The following is a 15,035-nucleotide window of genomic DNA, read 5'->3' on the forward strand; positions in this document are numbered from 1 at the left end:
GTCCTTTTTTCGTTTCTGCATGATGCTTATCCTTCGCCTCATTCTCTTTGCTGCCGACATTCCCCGGCCTGCTGTGTTTTCGTGAAGCCGGGCACTGAGTGGTGCTTTACGCGAGCCGATTGCAGAGACAGATGCGGAGAAAATGTGGAATCATCTAACTCTGATGAGCAAACTGTTGCCCTGGATCGCCAGATTTTTGCGCAACACGATATTTTTTCAAAACTCCGCTTGCCACTCCAGCCAAAGAGGTCCATAATAGCGACCTCCTCTCCGGAATGGAGAGGTAAAAGTTATAAAAATCAATAAGTTACACGTTGATTTGCGCAGTAAAGCAGCATCACTTCTAAGCGGGAATAGCTCAGTTGGTAGAGCACGACCTTGCCAAGGTCGGGGTCGCGAGTTCGAGTCTCGTTTCCCGCTCCAGATAATAAACTTTCTCAATACGCAGCATAATTATCCACAGCGCCGGGCGCCGTGCGGTGGTCTTGTCGATCCGGATAGTGAAAAATCGTAAACAGAGTTATCCACAGCTTACGCTGGCAGTGGTTTTTTCCACGATCTCAGTAAATTCTTACATATTCTGCGTAACATACTGTTTTTATTATTATTGTTAATGTTTCATTCTGTTATGCAGATCGCTTGTGCTTTTTGTCCCGGTTGAATGACAACGCTTTTTTAATTTTATTCACAGCGTGTGGATAGTTTTCGCGTGGCTGAAATTCGTCACCTTGCGCAATTAAGCATCACGGGGTAATCCTTTCTCTATTACCCGTACCAGGCGTTTTTGCTGGCTGGTTTGCACCTCTACCGCATTTTCCTCCCGGCGGGCCAGCTGTTGGGCGATAGCCCACGCAATATGCTCATCCAGCAGCGTGTTTTCGCCGCGGCGGTTTTCCAGCGCCTGCAGGTGGTGTTCATCCCACGGTGCGTTACCCAGGGCGACGGCAATATTGCGCAACCAGCGCAGATGACCAATCCGGCGAATGGCCGAGCCTTCGGTGATGCGCAGAAATTTGGCCTCATCCCAGGCAAACAGCTCGGTCAGCGGTGGCGCGTGCAGCACCGCGCGCGGGCTGAAATCATCCTCATCGGTCAGCTGGCCGTAACGGTTCCACGGGCAGATCAGCTGGCAGTCGTCGCAGCCGTAGATGCGGTTGCCAATCAGCGGGCGAAACTCTTCCGGGATCGCCCCTTCCAGCTCAATGGTCAGATAGGAGATGCAGCGACGCGCGTCTACCGTGTAAGGTTCGACGATGGCACCGGTCGGACAGGTAGTGATGCAGGCGACGCAGCGACCGCAGTTTTCCTCCACCGGACTGTCAATCGGCAGCGGCAGGTCGATCAGCAGTTCCCCTAAGAAAAACCACGATCCGGCTTCACGGTTTAAGATCAGCGAGTGTTTACCGGTCCAGCCCAGCCCGGCTTTGGCCGCCAGCGGGCGCTCCAGCAGCGGGGCCGAGTCAACAAACGGCCGGAACTGCGCGTCGCCGCAGCGCTCAAGGATCATATCACCGAGCTTTTTCAGGCGATTGCGCAATACTTTGTGGTAGTCGCGGCCCAGCGCGTAGCGGCTGACGTAGCCCAGACGGGGGTTTTTCAGCGTGCTGGCAAAGGCGGCTTTGGCCGGCAGATAGTTCATACGAACGCTGATCACCCGCAGGGTGCCGGGCAGCAGTTCGTGGGGGCGGGCGCGCATCATACCGTGGCGCGCCATCCAGTCCATCTCGCCGTGGTATTGTTTATCCAGCCACGCCTGCAGGCGCGGCTCCTCCAGCGTTAAATCGGTATCGGTGATACCGACCTGCTGAAAGCCGAGTTCAAGCCCCCACTGTTTAATATCCCGGGCGAGTTGATGGAGATCGAGAGGATGCGACATGAATAACCTGAACCAGCTGGAAGACCCGTTAAGTTTACCTGAATCTGTCTGGCCTGTGGAGGCGATTGCCCGGCTGGAGCGCGAAGGGGCGGACAGCCAGGGTTTGACGCTGTATGAACTGATGCAGCGCGCCGGGCAGGCGGCGTTCAGCGCACTGCAGCGCCTGTGGCCCGATAGCCGTCACTGGCTGGTGCTGTGTGGCCACGGTAATAACGGTGGCGACGGCTATGTGGTGGCGCGGCTGGCGCAGGCAGCGGGCATCAGCGTGACGCTGCTGGCGGTGGAGAGTGATACGTCGCAGCCCGAGGAAGCCCGGCAGGCACGGGAAGCCTGGCGGGCGGCGGGCGGTGTGATCCACGCAGCATCGGCGGCCTGGCCGCAGAGTGTGGACGTTATCGTCGATGCGCTGCTCGGTAGTGGGCTGAACCGCGCCCCTGCTGAACCTTACGCGCGGCTGATTGAGCGGGCAAACGGCCATCCGGCCCCGGTATTTGCCGTGGATGTGCCCTCAGGGTTAGCGGCCACTACCGGTACAACGCCCGGTGCGGCGATTATCGCTACGCATACGCTAAGCTTTATCGCCCTTAAGCCCGGGCTACTGACCGGAAAAGCGCGCGACTACCGGGGCCGGCTGCATTATCACGCGCTGGGACTGGAAGCATTCCTGGCCAGTCAGCCTCCCGCCATCGCCCGCTTTGACGCAACGCACCTCACGCGCTGGCTGCAGCCGCGCAAAGCCACCTCACACAAAGGCGATCACGGTAAGCTGCTGGTAATCGGCGGCGATCACGGTACGGCGGGTGCTATACGTATGGCCGCTGAAGCGGCGCTGCGCGCAGGATCAGGCCTGGTGCGAGTACTTACTCACAAAGATAATGTGGCGCCGCTGCTGACCGCCCGCCCGGAGCTGATGGTGCAGGAGCTGGACGCACAGACGCTGGATGACGGCCTGGAATGGGCCGATACGATCGTCATCGGTCCGGGACTGGGACAGCGCGACTGGGGTAAAAAGGCCTTAAAGAAGGTCGAAAACTCAAACAAACCGATGCTTTGGGATGCCGATGCGCTTAACCTGCTGGCAATCAGCCCCGATAAACGTCAAAATCGCATTATTACGCCACATCCGGGTGAAGCGGCGCGTTTGCTGAACAGTAACGTTAGCGAAATTGAGAGTGACCGCTTACTTGCGGCACAGCGCCTGGCAAAACGCTATGGCGGCGTGGTGGTGCTGAAAGGTGCCGGCACACTGATTGCCGGGCCGCAGGGGGCGCTGGCGATTGCCGATGTCGGCAATGCCGGCATGGCCAGCGGCGGCATGGGCGATGTGTTATCCGGTATTATTGCCAGCCTGGCGGGGCAAGGGCTCTCACTGTTTGACGCAGCCTGCGCGGGCTGTGTCGCGCACGGCGCAGCGGCAGACGCGGTAGCACGGCGCTATGGTACGCGTGGTATGCTGGCAACCGATCTGTTCTCCTGGCTGTATCTGTTTGTTAATCCTGAGATGTCGAATATAAAAGAATGATGACCTGTGTAATCGCGTTGCCCGATGAGGCAGCAACTCTCGCAATGGGTGCCCGGCTGGCCCGCGCCTGTGATGGCGCGGCGACCCTCTATCTTTATGGCGATCTCGGTGCAGGAAAAACCACCTTCAGCCGTGGATTCCTGCAGGCGCTGGGGCATCAGGGCAACGTAAAAAGCCCGACCTATACGCTGGTGGAGCCCTACGTGCTGCCCGATCGCCGCGTCTATCATTTTGACCTGTACCGCCTTGCCGATCCGGAAGAGCTGGAATTTATGGGTATCCGTGACTACTTCGGTGACGACAGTATCTGTCTGGTCGAGTGGCCGCAGCAGGGCACCGGCGTGCTGCCTGAACCCGATCTCGAACTGCATCTCAGCTACCAGGGCCACGCGCGGCAGGCCGAGCTGCGTGCCCGCTCGGCTAACGGTGAGCAGATGCTGCAGCAGTTCGCGCGCGCGGAGGGGGAAGCATGAGGCAGGTGAAGTCCTGGCTGATGCTGGCGCTGCTGTGCTGCACCTTCAGTACGCTGGCGGCCAATCTTTCGGATATTCAGGTGGCTAACGGCAGCAACGAAGCCACGGTAAAACTCAGCTTTGCCGGGCAGCCGGTGTACGCCTTTTTCCCGTTGCATAACCCGGAGCGGGTGGTGCTGGATATCCGCCAGAGCGGCGTGGTGAAGGGGCTACCGCTCGAATTTAGCGGCGAGAACCTGGTTAAACGCATCCGCTCCAGCGAGGCGAAAGACAGCCAGAGCATCCGTCTGGTGTTTGAGCTGACGGAAGCCGGTAAAACCCGCGCGGTAACCCAGCGCAACGGCAGCACTTATAACGTGGTGTTTACCATCAGCAGCCGCCAGCCGGCGAAACCGGCCGCACGTCCGGCCCCGGTCAGCAGTGCGGGTACCTCACGTCCGGCACCGGTCAGCAGTGAACCGGCGAAAAATCCGTTTGGCGCAAATCCGGTGACCACCGTCACCAGCGGTAACCAGGTTGCACGTCCGCGTACCTCCCGTGCCAGCAGCAGCGATGTGGCGATCGTGGCGATTGATGCCGGCCACGGCGGTCAGGACCCGGGTGCCATCGGGCCCAGCGGGCTAAAAGAGAAAAATGTTACCATCGCCATCGCCCGCAAGCTGAAAGAGCTGCTGAACGCCGACCCGATGTTTAAGGGGGTGATGACCCGCGACGGCGACTACTTTATCTCGGTGATGGGGCGTTCCGACGTGGCGCGCAAGCAGAATGCGAATCTTCTGGTGTCGATCCATGCCGATGCCGCCCCCAGCCGCAGCGCGTCAGGTGCCTCAGTGTGGGTGCTGTCTAACCGTCGCGCCAACAGCGAAATGGCCGGCTGGCTGGAACAGCACGAGAAACAGTCCGAACTGCTGGGCGGTGCCGGCGACCTGCTGGCCAACAGCCAGGCAGACCCGTACCTCAGCCAGGCGGTGCTCGACCTGCAGTTCGGCCACTCACAGCGTGTAGGCTACGACGTGGCGGTAAAAGTGATTGCTCAGCTGCAGCGCGTCGGCGCGCTGCACAAGCGCCGACCGGAACATGCCAGCCTGGGCGTCCTGCGCTCGCCGGATATTCCTTCCCTGCTGGTGGAAACCGGCTTTATCAGCAACCCTTCGGAGGAGCGACTGCTTGGCAGTAGCGCATACCAGCAGAAGATTGCCGAGTCGATCTATAAAGGCTTGCGCAACTACTTCCTGGCGCACCCGCTACAATCCGTCCCAAAGGAGGAAAACCGACCGTTGCAGTCCGCAGCGGCGGTTAACGCAGAGCCTGAACCGGCCCCGGCTGGCACCGTCTACACCGGTGCCGTGCAGCGTCACGTGGTTAAGCGCGGGGAAACCTTGTCCGGTATCGCCGCGCAGTACGGTGCCAGCATGGCCACCCTGCGCGGTATGAATACGCTGAAGAAAGATGTGGTATGGGTTGGTCAGCGGCTGAAGGTGCCGGCGGGGGCGCAGACGGCCCGCGTGGCCAAACCCGTGGTAACCCAGGCAGCAAACCGCGCCAAACCGAAACGCGCGCAGCGGCATAAGGTGGTGCGCGGTGACTCGCTGACGGCGATCGCGGTGCATTACGGCGTCAGCCCGCAGTCGATCCAGCAGGCGAATAAGATGAAGTCGCAAAACGTGATGCTGGGTCAGACGCTGACCATTCCGGCCTCCTGAGCGGCTGAAGGTGGCGGTAGCCGGTTTCTGCCGCCGGTTTCCTGGCCGGGTTCCGGGCTGGCCCCCTTGCAGCCGCCCGGCCGGAGACGCACGCTGGCTTAAGCACCGCGTACTGCCGGTCAATGCCGCGATGGAATAATTGAGGAGTGATGATGCCCATTCAGATCTTACCCCCCCAGCTTGCCAATCAGATTGCCGCCGGTGAGGTGGTTGAGCGCCCGGCGTCGGTGGTGAAAGAGCTGGTGGAAAACTGCCTGGATGCCGGCGCGACCCGCATCGATATCGATATCGAGAAGGGGGGGGCTAAGCTGATCCGCATTCGCGATAACGGCTGCGGCATCGGTAAAGAGGAGCTGGCAATGGCGCTGGCGCGTCATGCCACCAGTAAAATCAGCACTCTCGACGATCTGGAAGCGATCGCCAGCCTCGGTTTTCGCGGTGAGGCGCTGGCCAGCATCAGCTCGGTGTCGCGCCTGCTGCTGACCTCGCGTACGGCGGAGCAGAGCGAAGCCTGGCAGGCTTACGCCGAAGGGCGTGACCAGGCGGTAACCCTGAAACCGGCCGCCCACCCGCAGGGCACCACGCTGGAAGTGCTGGACCTGTTCTACAACACCCCGGCGCGGCGCAAGTTTATGCGCACCGAGAAAACCGAATTTACCCATATTGATGAAGTGATCCGCCGTATTGCGCTGGCGCGCTTCGACGTGGCTTTCTCCCTCAGCCACAACGGCAAGCTGGTGCGTCAGTATCGCGGTGCCAGCGATCCCACGCAGCGTGAACGGCGGCTGGCGGCGATCTGCGGATCCACCTTTATCAGCCATGCGCTGCGCATTGAATGGCAGCATGGCGATCTGATCCTGCAGGGCTGGGTGGCCGATCCGGTCGGGTCGAAGGCGCTGAGCGAGCTGCAGTACTGCTATGTCAACGGCCGCATGATGCGCGACCGGCTCATCGGCCATGCGATTCGCCAGGCCTATCAGGACAAGCTCGGCGATGGCCATCAACCGGCCTATGTGCTCTATCTGGAGATCGACCCGCACCAGGTTGACGTCAACGTGCATCCGGCCAAGCATGAGGTGCGCTTCCATCAGTCGCGGCTGGTGCACGATTTTATTTACCAGGGCGTGATCAGCGTGCTGCAGGCCTGTGAAGCGCCCACGCTGCCAGACGTTGCTGCGCAGTCGTCCGAACGCTGGCAGCCGGAAAACCGTCAGGCGGCGGGAGAGAATCACTTTGCATCACCGGCCGCCGGGCGAAACCGCGGTGATACAGAACGGGGCGGGTTCGCCGCACCCGCGCCCGATGCCGCTACCGGAACAGACACCAGGCCAGGTTCAGCCGCAAATGTGGGTGCCGGTACAAATGCAGGTACAGGCACAACTGCAGACACAAATTCAGATGCGGGCACAAATGCAGGCGCAGACACAGGTGCTGAGGCAGGCATACAGGCACGAACCTACCCAACGACACATGCAGACAACGGCAGCCGCGCCGGGGCTGCCGCCGCCACGGAGGCGGGCTGGCCCGGCCAGCTGCCGCAGTATCAGCAGCGCGAAGGAGCGTTGTACCGCCAGCTGATGACCACGCCGGCGGCGGGGCGTGGAGAAGAGCCGAAGCAGCCTTATCCGCAGGCTGATGTTCCTTCCCCGCCCGCCGCCACTGCGCCGCGTACCACGGCAGCGGTCGACGCCCCGTTAAGCGGCCATTCTCAGAGCTTTGGCCGCGTGTTGACGGTGGTACAACAGCAGTATGCGCTGCTGGAAAATAAACAGCACCTTGCGCTGCTGTCGCTGACCGTGGCCGAGCGCTGGCTGAAGCAGGCCCAGCTGGAGCCGGGAAGTGAAGGGCTCAAGCCACAGCCGCTGCTGATCCCGGTGCGGTTGCAGCTGGATAAGGCCGAAGTGGCCACCCTCAACCGCTGTGCCGGGTTGCTCAACCAGCTGGGTATCGATCTGCACAACGACGCGCAGCGGGTGATGCTGCGCGCCGTGCCTTTACCATTACGCCAACAAAATTTACAAAACTTGATTCCAGAACTGTTAGGCTACTTAGCCCGGCAGGAGGATGTTTCAGCCAGCCAGACGGCGCAGTGGTTAGCGCGCCAGTCGGTTTCTGAACATGCGCACTGGAATCACTCGCAGGCGATTGCTCTGCTGGCCGACGTGGAACGTCTCTGCCCGCAGCTGGTTAAATCGCCACCTTCCGGATTATTGCAAGACGTTGATATCACAATGGCGATGAACGCCCTGAAGCAATGAGTGAACAATCTAAGGCTGGCCTGCCGAAGGCGATATTTTTGATGGGGCCAACGGCCTCGGGTAAAACGGCTCTGGCCATGGCGCTACGCCAGACCCTGCCGGTTGAACTGATTAGCGTGGACTCTGCGCTGATCTACCGCGGGATGGATATCGGAACCGCTAAGCCCACCAGTGATGAGCTGGCGTTGGCACCCCATCGTTTGCTGGACATCCGCGATCCGGCAGAAAGCTATTCCGCCGCCGAATTCCGTCGTGATGCGCTGGCTGAAATGGCGGAGATTACCGCGCGGGGCAACATCCCGCTGCTTGTTGGTGGCACCATGCTCTACTACAAGGCGTTGCTGGAAGGATTGTCGCCGTTGCCCCCGGCGGATCCTGAAGTGCGTCAGCGTATAGAGCAGATGGCGAGTGAGCAGGGCTGGGAAGCGCTGCACGGTCAGTTATGTGACATAGATCCCGTTGCTGGCGCTCGTATTCATCCGAATGATCCCCAGAGACTCTCGCGAGCACTGGAAGTTTTTTTTATTTCGGGTAAAACTTTAACGGAACTGACGAAAACATCCGGTGAAGCTCTGCCTTATGATGTGGCCCAGTTTGCTATCGCACCCGCGAATCGCGAGCTAATCCATCAGCGTATTGAGCAGCGCTTTCATCAGATGCTGGCGTCAGGGTTTGAAGCGGAGGCTCGGGCACTGTTTGCACGAGGTGATTTGCATACGGATATGCCTTCCATTCGTTGTGTTGGTTATCGCCAGATGTGGTTATTTTTGTCGGGCGAAATTGATTACGATGAAATGGTTTATCGGGGAATTTGCGCGACCCGGCAGTTGGCTAAGCGCCAGATAACCTGGTTACGCGGTTGGGAAAACGTTCACTGGCTTGACAGCGAACATCCTGAGGCGGCGTATGCCAGCGTGCTACAGGTTCTTAGTGCTAAGCATGGGTGATTGTGTACAATTGGTTTGTTATCGTGCGCAAATTTTTTAGGTCGTATTTCGAACTGCAAGGTTCTTAAAGTTATAAACAACAAGCATATAAGGAAAAGATAGAATGGCTAAGGGGCAATCTTTGCAAGATCCGTTCTTGAACGCACTGCGTCGCGAACGTGTTCCGGTTTCAATTTATTTGGTCAACGGCATTAAACTGCAGGGGCAGATCGAGTCGTTTGACCAGTTTGTTATTTTGCTGAAAAACACGGTTAGCCAGATGGTGTATAAGCACGCGATCTCTACCGTTGTCCCGTCCCGTCCGGTCTCCCACCACAGCAACAATGCGGGTGGCGGAAGCAGCAACTATCATCACGGCGGTAGCAATCAGGGTGGGTCTTCCCAGCCTGCACAAGACAATGACGACGCTGAGTAAGTAAGTCACTGTCCCACCATGACGGGGCTCTGCCAGCCAGCAGACACCCCGTCCTGGCAAAGACGTTAAGCCGGTTTCCTCATTCGCCCGGAGCGGAGCGAAATCGCGCATACAAGCCGTTCGCCGAGCCGAACGCGCAAATTAATCTGAATTTGACGCCGTAAGGCCATCGCGCATCAGGTTTCACAGGGTTCCGAGAGGTTGCAATATTGTTTGACCGTTATGATGCCGGTGAGCACGCCGTACTGGTTCACATCTACTTTACCCAGGATCGGGATATGGAAGACCTCCAGGAGTTTGAATCTCTGGTCTCTTCCGCCGGCGTGGAAGCGTTGCGTGTCGTAACCGGCAGCCGCAAAGCGCCCCTCCCGAAATATTTTGTGGGTGAAGGTAAAGCGGCTGAAATTGCCGAGGCGGTAAAAGAGAGCGGTGCCACGGTGGTACTGTTCGATCATGCCTTAACGCCGGCGCAGGAGCGTAATCTGGAAGCGCTGTGTCAGTGCCGGGTAATTGACCGTACCGGACTGATCCTTGATATCTTCGCCCAGCGCGCGCGCACCCACGAAGGTAAACTGCAGGTAGAGCTCGCGCAGCTGCGCCACCTTGCCACCCGTCTGGTTCGCGGCTGGACGCACCTTGAGCGCCAGAAAGGCGGTATTGGTTTACGTGGCCCAGGGGAAACTCAGCTGGAAACCGACCGTCGTTTACTGCGTAACCGCATTACCCTGATTCTTTCCCGCCTGTCCCGCGTTGAAAAACAGCGTGAGCAGGGCAGGCAGGCGCGTAACAAGGCCGATGTGCCGACCGTGTCTCTGGTGGGCTATACCAACGCCGGTAAATCCACCCTGTTTAACCGCTTAACCTCTGCCGACGTTTATGCGGCAGACCAGCTGTTTGCCACCCTCGACCCGACCCTGCGCCGGGTGGACGTCGCCGACGTCGGTGAAGTGGTGCTGGCCGATACCGTCGGCTTTATTCGCCATTTGCCACACGACCTCGTGGCCGCGTTTAAGGCCACGCTGCAGGAGACGCGCGAGGCAACGCTGCTGTTGCACGTGATTGACGCCGCCGACGTGCGCCTTGAGGAAAATATCGAGGCGGTTAACGTGGTGCTGGAAGAGATTGAGTCCGATCAGATCCCCAGCCTGCTGGTGATGAATAAAATCGATATGCTGGACGGTTTTGAGCCGCGTATCGATCGCGATGAAGAGAACCGGCCCATTCGGGTCTGGCTCTCTGCCCAAACCGGCGTCGGGTTGCCGCTGCTGTTCCAGGCGCTGACCGAGCGGCTGGCCGGCGAGATCGCTCAGGTTGATTTACGTCTGCCGCCGGAAGCGGGGCGGCTGCGCAGCCGTTTTTATCAGCTTCACGCGATAGAAAAAGAGTGGAACGAAGAGGATGGCAGCGTGGGAATGCACGTGCGTATGCCGATCGTCGACTGGCGACGTCTGTGTAAACAGGAACCGACGCTGGCGAATTACATTGTTAACTGATTTTGCCTGACACGCGTATCCCGGCCTGGGGTACCACCGCACACACAATTAATGGAGTATAAACATGGCGTGGAATCAGCCCGGGAATAACGGACAGGACCGCGACCCGTGGGGAAGCAGCAATAATCAAGGCGGCAACTCTGGGGGAAATAAGGGAGGGCGCGATAAGGGGCCTCCCGATCTTGATGATATCTTCCGTAAGCTGAGCAGCAAGCTCGGTGGCCTGGGCGGTGGTAACAAGAATAGTGATAACGGTGACGGTGGTCAGCGCAGGCCGGGTAACGGCGGGCGTCTGGTCGGGATTGTCGGCGTTGCGGCGGTGGTGATTTGGGCCGCCAGCGGTTTCTACACCATCAAAGAAGCAGAACGTGGCGTGGTGACACGCTTTGGTAAGTTCAGCCATCTGGTTGAGCCGGGCCTTAACTGGAAGCCGACCTTTATCGACCAGGTTCGCGCGGTGAACGTAGAGGCGGTACGCGAGCTGTCAGCTTCCGGCACCATGCTGACCTCCGATGAGAACGTGGTCCGCGTTGAGATGAACGTGCAGTACCGCGTCACTAACCCGGAACGCTATCTGTTCGCCGTCACCAGCGCAGACGACAGCCTGCGTCAGGCCACCGACAGCGCGCTGCGCGGCGTGATTGGCCGCTCAACGATGGATCGTATCCTGACCGAAGGGCGTACCGTGGTGCGTAGCGAAACCCAGCGTGAGCTGGAAGAGACCGTGCGCCCGTACGATATGGGTATCACCCTGCTGGACGTCAACTTCCAGACCGCGCGTCCACCGGAAGATGTGAAGGCCTCCTTCGATGATGCGATCGCCGCGCGTGAAAACCGCGAGCAGGCAGTCCGTGAAGCGGAAGCCTACGCCAACGATAAGCTGCCGCGTGCGCGTGGTGATGCGCAGGGTATTCTCGAAAAAGCCCGTGCTTACAAGTCCCGCGTAACGCTGGAAGCGCAGGGTGAAGTCGACAGCTTTGCGCGTATTCTGCCGGAATACAAAGCGGCACCGCAGATTACCCGTGAGCGTCTCTATATCGAGACCATGGAACGCGTGCTTGGCCACACCCGCAAGGTGCTGGTTAACGATAAAGGCAACAGCCTGATGGTGCTGCCGCTGGATCAACTGATGCGTGGACAGGCCGGCGGAGCGACCAGCAGTCGCGAAGGGAGCAACCCCCTGTCTCGTCTGCCGACATCTTCAGGCAGTAACGATCGCGCCACGGGCAGTACGTCGTTCAGTCCGGACGACATTATGGATCAGCGCCGGGTGAACGCTCAGCGTACCGATACCCAGCGCGAAGGGAGAGAGTAAACGATGCGTAAGCCATTAATCGTATTATTGATTGTTGTGCTGGTGGTGCTGTACGCGTCACTGTTTGTGGTTCAGGAAGGGCAGCGTGGCATCGTGATGCGCTTCGGCAAAGTTCTGCGTGACGATGAGAACAAGCCGCTGGTGTATGCACCGGGCCTGCACTTCAAGATCCCGTTCCTTGAGTCAGTGAAGACCCTCGACGCCCGTATCCAGACCATGGATAACCAGGCCGACCGCTTCGTGACCAAAGAGAAGAAAGATCTGATCGTCGATTCCTACATCAAATGGCGGATCAGCGACTTCAGCCGTTACTACCTCGCCACCGGCGGTGGTGATGTTTCTCAGGCCGAAGTGCTGCTGAAGCGTAAGTTCAGTGACCGTCTGCGTTCTGAGATTGGCCGTCTGGACGTGAAGGATATCGTCACCGATTCCCGCGGCCGTCTGACCACCGACGTGCGTGATGCGCTGAACACCGGTAGTGCCGGTCAGGATGATGAAGTTGCCACGCCGGCAGCGGATGATGCGATTGCCTCAGTGGCGGCGCGCGTAGAGCGTGAAACCACCGGCAACGAGCCGTCGATCAACCCGAACAGTATGGCCGCGCTGGGTATTCAGGTGGTGGACGTGCGGATCAAGCAGATCAACCTGCCGACCGAAGTCTCCGACGCGATCTATGCCCGTATGCGTGCCGAGCGTGAGTCCGTCGCGCGTAGTCAGCGCGCCCAGGGTGCGGAAGAAGCGGCCAAGGTTCGTGCTCAGGCCGATTACGAGGTTGAGCGCACGCTGGCTGAGGCCCGTCGTCAGGCGCTGATCACTCAGGGTGAAGGTGATGCGGAAGCGGCCAAGCTGTTTGCCAACGCCTTTAGCCAGGATCCGGATTTCTACGCTTTCATCCGTAGCCTGCGCGCCTATGAAAACAGCTTTAAGAGCAATCAGGACGTGATGGTGATGAGCCCTGACAGTGACTTCTTCCGCTTTATGAAGAATCCGTCCGCTACCGCCCGCTAATCCTTTGCTGTGACTGCCAGAGGCCGGATTTTCCGGCCTTTTTTTATGGGCGACATTCGCCACTCATCATGTGAACCTACGAGACGCATTTCAATGAATACAGCGGTATGGATGGCGGTGGGGCTGGTACTGGTGCTGGAAGGACTGGGGCCGATGCTGGTACCGCGCCTGTGGCGGCGGATGATCCTGTCGATGGCACAGCTGCCTGACAGTTTACTGCGGCGTATTGGCGGCGGGCTGGCGGTGGCCGGGGCCGTAATTTTCTACATGGTCAGCCGGGGCAACGGCGGTTAAGTGTGAGCTGTAGCGCGCTGTGGCGCGGCTCCGGCAAAAAAGTACGCAATCGTATGCTAAAACAGCTGAAAGACGAAAATGACGATGGTAGAATCCATTTTTAAGCAATCGGTGATTTTGAGAAATGGGTAAGAACGTTGTCGTACTGGGCACCCAATGGGGTGACGAAGGTAAAGGTAAGATCGTTGACCTCCTGACGGAACGTGCTAAATACGTAGTGCGCTATCAGGGCGGCCATAACGCTGGCCATACGCTAGTCATCAACGGTGAGAAAACCGTCCTCCATTTAATTCCATCAGGCATTCTGCGTGAAAACGTCACCAGCATCATCGGCAACGGTGTGGTGCTGTCTCCGGCTGCGCTGATGAAAGAGATGAAAGGTCTGGAAGATCGCGGCTTCCCGGTACGTGAGCGTCTGTTCATTTCTGAAGCCTGCCCGCTGATTCTGGAATATCACGTGGCGCTGGACGTGGCACGTGAGAAAGCGCGTGGCGCGAAAGCGATCGGCACCACCGGTCGTGGTATCGGCCCGGCTTACGAAGATAAAGTGGCCCGTCGTGGCCTGCGCGTTGGCGATCTGTTCAACAAAGAGACCTTCGCACAGAAGCTGAAAGAAGTGATGGAATACCATAACTTCGCGCTGGTTAACTACTACAAAACCGATGCGGTGGATTACGACAAAGTGCTGGCGGATACGCTGGCGATTGCCGATATCCTCACCGGTATGGTGGTTGACGTTTCAGAAGTGCTGGACGGTGCGCGTCAGCGCGGTGACCTGATCATGTTCGAAGGCGCCCAGGGCACCCTGCTGGACATCGACCACGGTACCTATCCGTATGTCACCTCGTCTAACACCACCGCCGGTGGCGTAGCGACCGGTTCCGGTATCGGTCCGCGTTACGTTGACTACGTGCTGGGTATCGTCAAAGCCTACTCTACCCGCGTGGGTGCAGGCCCGTTCCCGACCGAACTGTTCGACGAAACCGGCGAGTTCCTCTGCAAGCAGGGTAACGAGTTCGGCGCTACCACCGGCCGCCGTCGTCGTACCGGCTGGCTGGATGCGGTTGCCGTGCGCCGCGCCGTACAGATCAACTCCCTGTCAGGTTTCTGCATGACCAAACTGGACGTGCTGGATGGCCTGAAAGAGGTTAAGATCTGTGTGGCTTACCGTATGCCTGACGGCCGTGAAGTGACTACCACGCCGCTGGCAGCAGAAGGCTGGGAAGGCATTGAGCCGATTTACGAAACCCTGCCTGGCTGGTCTGAGACCACCTTCGGCGTGAAAACGCTGGAAGGTCTGCCGCAGGCTGCGCTGGACTACATCAAGCGCGTTGAAGAAGTGACCGGTGTGCCGATTGATATTATCTCAACCGGACCTGACCGTAGCGAAACCATGATTCTGCGCGACCCGTTTGACGCATAATTATGCTCTACACAAAATCATTCAAGATGCATCAAGGCGGCAAAGGAGTGAATCCCCGGGAACATAGAAAACTATGTGACTGGGGTGAACGAGAGCAGCCAACGCAGAGGCAGCTTGAAGGATGACGTGTATACTGGCCGGGCATTGCCCGGTCAGTTATTCTCCCGCACCGGTTTCCTGCCGTTCCCGCACCGGTTTCCTGCCGTTCCCGTCTGCTGTGCCACCATGATTTTTCCCGCAATAAATAAAATAGCCCGCTTTAGCAGTGGCTGGTTTATTATCATTGTTAATTCCTGTTTTAAGCGGAT

At 58.8% G+C, this 15,035-nt stretch carries 12 protein-coding genes and 1 tRNA gene; 12 read left to right on the top strand and 1 reads right to left on the bottom strand.

Features of this window, described 5'->3' with window-relative positions:
- Nucleotides 1-347: 347 nt before the first annotated feature.
- Nucleotides 348-423, top strand: a tRNA-Gly gene (locus ASF13_RS09645).
- A gap of 313 nt (nucleotides 424-736) precedes the next feature.
- On the opposite strand, the gene queG is transcribed toward ASF13_RS09645, so the two are convergent.
- Nucleotides 737-1,876, bottom strand: coding sequence for a tRNA epoxyqueuosine(34) reductase QueG (gene queG, locus ASF13_RS09650; protein WP_056235389.1), 1,140 nt, complete (start codon nucleotides 1,874-1,876; stop codon nucleotides 737-739).
- Between queG and nnr the strand changes: the two genes are divergently transcribed.
- The 11 genes from nnr to ASF13_RS09705 all read left to right on the top strand — a co-directional run bounded on the left by nnr (nucleotide 1,875) and on the right by ASF13_RS09705 (nucleotide 14,727).
- Nucleotides 1,875-3,398 carry a bifunctional ADP-dependent NAD(P)H-hydrate dehydratase/NAD(P)H-hydrate epimerase gene (gene nnr, locus ASF13_RS09655; protein ID WP_056235391.1) on the top strand — a complete coding sequence of 508 codons (1,524 nt, stop codon included), beginning with the start codon at nucleotides 1,875-1,877 and terminating at the stop codon, nucleotides 3,396-3,398. The genes queG and nnr overlap by 2 nt on opposite strands.
- Nucleotides 3,395-3,871 carry a tRNA (adenosine(37)-N6)-threonylcarbamoyltransferase complex ATPase subunit type 1 TsaE gene (tsaE, locus tag ASF13_RS09660; RefSeq protein ID WP_056235394.1) on the top strand — a complete coding sequence of 159 codons (477 nt, stop codon included), beginning with the start codon at nucleotides 3,395-3,397 and terminating at the stop codon, nucleotides 3,869-3,871. Before nnr ends, tsaE begins: the two co-directional genes overlap by 4 nt.
- Nucleotides 3,868-5,574 carry an N-acetylmuramoyl-L-alanine amidase AmiB gene (gene amiB / locus ASF13_RS09665; protein WP_056235397.1) on the top strand — a complete coding sequence of 569 codons (1,707 nt, stop codon included), beginning with the start codon at nucleotides 3,868-3,870 and terminating at the stop codon, nucleotides 5,572-5,574. Before tsaE ends, amiB begins: the two co-directional genes overlap by 4 nt.
- A 152-nt stretch (nucleotides 5,575-5,726) precedes the next feature.
- Entirely contained in the window at nucleotides 5,727-7,832 is a 2,106-nt protein-coding gene (gene mutL / locus ASF13_RS09670) for a DNA mismatch repair endonuclease MutL (RefSeq protein ID WP_056235400.1), read from the top strand.
- Entirely contained in the window at nucleotides 7,829-8,779 is a 951-nt protein-coding gene (gene miaA, locus ASF13_RS09675; RefSeq protein ID WP_056235401.1) for a tRNA (adenosine(37)-N6)-dimethylallyltransferase MiaA, read from the top strand. The genes mutL and miaA overlap by 4 nt, the downstream gene beginning before the upstream one ends.
- A gap of 103 nt (nucleotides 8,780-8,882) precedes the next feature.
- A complete protein-coding gene (gene hfq, locus ASF13_RS09680; protein WP_056235404.1) occupies nucleotides 8,883-9,194 on the top strand; it encodes an RNA chaperone Hfq in 312 nt (103 codons plus the stop codon).
- Nucleotides 9,195-9,403: 209 nt separating this feature from the next.
- Complete coding sequence (gene hflX / locus ASF13_RS09685) at nucleotides 9,404-10,687, top strand: ribosome rescue GTPase HflX (RefSeq protein ID WP_056235407.1); 1,284 nt, start codon at nucleotides 9,404-9,406, stop codon at nucleotides 10,685-10,687.
- Between the two features lie 64 nt (nucleotides 10,688-10,751).
- Complete coding sequence (gene hflK / locus ASF13_RS09690) at nucleotides 10,752-12,002, top strand: FtsH protease activity modulator HflK (protein ID WP_056235410.1); 1,251 nt, start codon at nucleotides 10,752-10,754, stop codon at nucleotides 12,000-12,002.
- A gap of 3 nt (nucleotides 12,003-12,005) precedes the next feature.
- Complete coding sequence (gene hflC, locus ASF13_RS09695) at nucleotides 12,006-13,010, top strand: protease modulator HflC (RefSeq protein WP_056235413.1); 1,005 nt, start codon at nucleotides 12,006-12,008, stop codon at nucleotides 13,008-13,010.
- 93 nt (nucleotides 13,011-13,103) lie between these two features.
- Complete coding sequence (locus ASF13_RS09700) at nucleotides 13,104-13,304, top strand: DUF2065 domain-containing protein (RefSeq protein WP_056235415.1); 201 nt, start codon at nucleotides 13,104-13,106, stop codon at nucleotides 13,302-13,304.
- A gap of 124 nt (nucleotides 13,305-13,428) precedes the next feature.
- A complete protein-coding gene (locus ASF13_RS09705; RefSeq protein WP_056235418.1) occupies nucleotides 13,429-14,727 on the top strand; it encodes an adenylosuccinate synthase in 1,299 nt (432 codons plus the stop codon).
- Nucleotides 14,728-15,035: the final 308 nt, after the last annotated feature.

The organism is Erwinia sp. Leaf53, assembly GCF_001422605.1.
Classification (GTDB): domain Bacteria; phylum Pseudomonadota; class Gammaproteobacteria; order Enterobacterales; family Enterobacteriaceae; genus Erwinia.

What these genes read in the sequence shown, in the direction of transcription:
- nnr (WP_056235391.1), top strand. Translation starts at nt 1,875, where the DNA reads ATGAATAACCTGAACCAGCTGGAAGACCCGTTAAGTTTACCTGAATCT.
- queG (WP_056235389.1), bottom strand. Translation starts at nt 1,876, where the DNA reads ATGTCGCATCCTCTCGATCTCCATCAACTCGCCCGGGATATTAAACAG.
- tsaE (WP_056235394.1), top strand. Translation starts at nt 3,395, where the DNA reads ATGATGACCTGTGTAATCGCGTTGCCCGATGAGGCAGCAACTCTCGCA.
- amiB (WP_056235397.1), top strand. Translation starts at nt 3,868, where the DNA reads ATGAGGCAGGTGAAGTCCTGGCTGATGCTGGCGCTGCTGTGCTGCACC.
- mutL (WP_056235400.1), top strand. Translation starts at nt 5,727, where the DNA reads ATGCCCATTCAGATCTTACCCCCCCAGCTTGCCAATCAGATTGCCGCC.
- miaA (WP_056235401.1), top strand. Translation starts at nt 7,829, where the DNA reads ATGAGTGAACAATCTAAGGCTGGCCTGCCGAAGGCGATATTTTTGATG.
- hfq (WP_056235404.1), top strand. Translation starts at nt 8,883, where the DNA reads ATGGCTAAGGGGCAATCTTTGCAAGATCCGTTCTTGAACGCACTGCGT.
- hflK (WP_056235410.1), top strand. Translation starts at nt 10,752, where the DNA reads ATGGCGTGGAATCAGCCCGGGAATAACGGACAGGACCGCGACCCGTGG.
- hflC (WP_056235413.1), top strand. Translation starts at nt 12,006, where the DNA reads ATGCGTAAGCCATTAATCGTATTATTGATTGTTGTGCTGGTGGTGCTG.
- ASF13_RS09700 (WP_056235415.1), top strand. Translation starts at nt 13,104, where the DNA reads ATGAATACAGCGGTATGGATGGCGGTGGGGCTGGTACTGGTGCTGGAA.
- ASF13_RS09705 (WP_056235418.1), top strand. Translation starts at nt 13,429, where the DNA reads ATGGGTAAGAACGTTGTCGTACTGGGCACCCAATGGGGTGACGAAGGT.